The sequence below is a fragment of the Parasphingorhabdus sp. genome (genome assembly GCF_049667325.1).
Lineage (GTDB): Bacteria > Pseudomonadota > Alphaproteobacteria > Sphingomonadales > Sphingomonadaceae > Parasphingorhabdus.
Window position 1 is genome coordinate 1 of record NZ_JBATHY010000006.1, and the last position, 1,827, is coordinate 1,827.

The window sequence follows — 1,827 nt, forward strand, 5'->3', positions numbered from 1 at the left end:
ATGATCAGCGCGCCGAAAGCGCGCGCGCTTATCCGCCGGCTTCGCGGCCGGTGTCGGATCTGGCCGGCAACCAATGGTCGACCGAGACCGCGCGCGACAAGCGCGGCGAAGCCGAAGAGATCATGAAGGCGGCGGGGCTCGAGCCCGGGATGACGGTTGCCGATATCGGGGCGGGAGAAGGCTATTATACCGTGCGGCTGGCCGAGAAGGTCGGAGCCAAGGGGCGGGTGCTGGCGCAGGATATCGACGAAGCGGCGATCGACCGGCTGGCCGAGCGGGTCAACCGCGAAGCGCTCGACAACGTCTCGATCAAGCTCGGCGCGCCGGATGATCCGCGTTTGCCGGAGAAAAGTTTTGACCGGATTTTCCTGGTCCACATGTATCATGAGGTCCGCGAGCCTTATGCGTTCCTCTCTCGCCTGCGGCCTGCGCTGCTGAGCAAGACCGGAGAACGCGGTGCCGGGGAAGTGGTAGTGGTCGATGTGAATCGCGCATTCGAGCAGCACGGCATTCCGCCGAAGCAACTGTTCTGCGAATTCGAGGCGGTTGGCTATGAGCTGGTCGGCTTCATGGAGCGCCCGGAACTGGGTGGTTATTTCGCGCGTTTCAGGGCCAAAGGTCCCGCGTTCTTACCCGGCGAGATAAAGCCCTGTCCCTATCAGCGGGCCAGCGGATCATAAGCAGTCACCGGCGGGCCTTCGTCAGTTGGTTTTCAACGCGTCCATCCATACGCTCTGCCGCTGCCGCGCCTTGCGGGCCAGTCGCCGCCAGTGGCGCCGGTCGCGCGATGACAGGCCATGGTCGCTTGCCCGGTCGCTCAACACCGCAGGCGCATCATCGCCGTATTTGGTATAATAATAGTGAACTGCCTGCTCGTCCTTGACCCGACGATCACGTGGCTCAAACAGATCAAACATAGTTGGCTCCTGATATTAGTCTGGACCCTGTTTTTGTTTACGCGCTTAGCAATATATACCAATATACACGCGATTTCAACTGCCGGCACTGTCAACTGGTCGCAGAAACGCCTTGAATTAGCGCTTGCGGATCGGACCTAGCCCTCGTCGCCCATTTTCAGCGCGGCGATAAACGCCTCCTGCGGGATGCTGACATTGCCATATTCGCGCATCTTCGCCTTGCCCTTCTTCTGCTTGTCGAGCAGCTTCTTCTTGCGGCTGATATCGCCGCCATAGCATTTGGCGGTCACATCCTTGCGCATCGCCGAGATCGTCTCGCGGGCGATCACCTTGCCGCCGATCGCGGCCTGGACCGGGATCTTGAACAAATGGCGCGGGATCAGGTCTTTCAGCCGCTCGCACATATGGCGACCGCGGGCTTCGGCGGCGTCGCGGTGGACGATCATGCTCAGCGCGTCGACCGGATCGCCGTTGACCATGATGTTCATCTTGACCAGCTGGCCGGTGCGTAGGCCGATCTGGTGATAGTCAAAGCTGGCATAGCCGCGCGAGATGCTCTTCAGCCGGTCGTAGAAATCGAACACCACTTCGTTGAGCGGCAGATCGTAGACCACCTGCGCCCGGTCGCCGACATAGGTCAGATTCTTCTGCTCGCCGCGGCGGTCCTGACAGAGCTTGAGTATCCCGCCGAGATATTCGTCCTGGCAATAGATGGTCGCCTCGATCCAAGGCTCCTCGATCTCCCGGATCTTGACCACGTCGGGCATATCCGCCGGGTTGTGCAGGAACTGCTCGCTGCCGTCGTTCATCTGGATCCGGTAGACCACCGACGGCGCGGTGGTGATCAGGTCGAGATCATATTCCCGCGTCAGCCGTTCCTGGACAATCTCCAGATGCAACAGCCCCAGAA

At 60.6% G+C, this 1,827-nt stretch carries 2 protein-coding genes and 1 pseudogene; 1 reads left to right on the top strand and 2 read right to left on the bottom strand.

Features of this window, described 5'->3' with window-relative positions:
* On the top strand, positions 1-680 hold a 680-nt coding region (locus WBM93_RS00195), incomplete at its 5' end, for a class I SAM-dependent methyltransferase (RefSeq protein WP_424426970.1).
* 21 nt (positions 681-701) lie between these two features.
* Here the strand turns inward: WBM93_RS00195 and WBM93_RS00200 are convergent.
* Both WBM93_RS00200 and WBM93_RS00205 read right to left on the bottom strand, forming a co-directional pair.
* Complete coding sequence (locus WBM93_RS00200) at positions 702-917, bottom strand: hypothetical protein (protein WP_424426972.1); 216 nt, start codon at positions 915-917, stop codon at positions 702-704.
* Between the two features lie 137 nt (positions 918-1,054).
* Positions 1,055-1,827: pseudogene (locus WBM93_RS00205) on the bottom strand (elongation factor 4); the annotation flags it as partial.

Coding starts and splice junctions, on each gene's coding strand:
- WBM93_RS00200 (WP_424426972.1), bottom strand. CDS start 917: ATGTTTGATCTGTTTGAGCCACGTGATCGTCGGGTCAAGGACGAGCAG.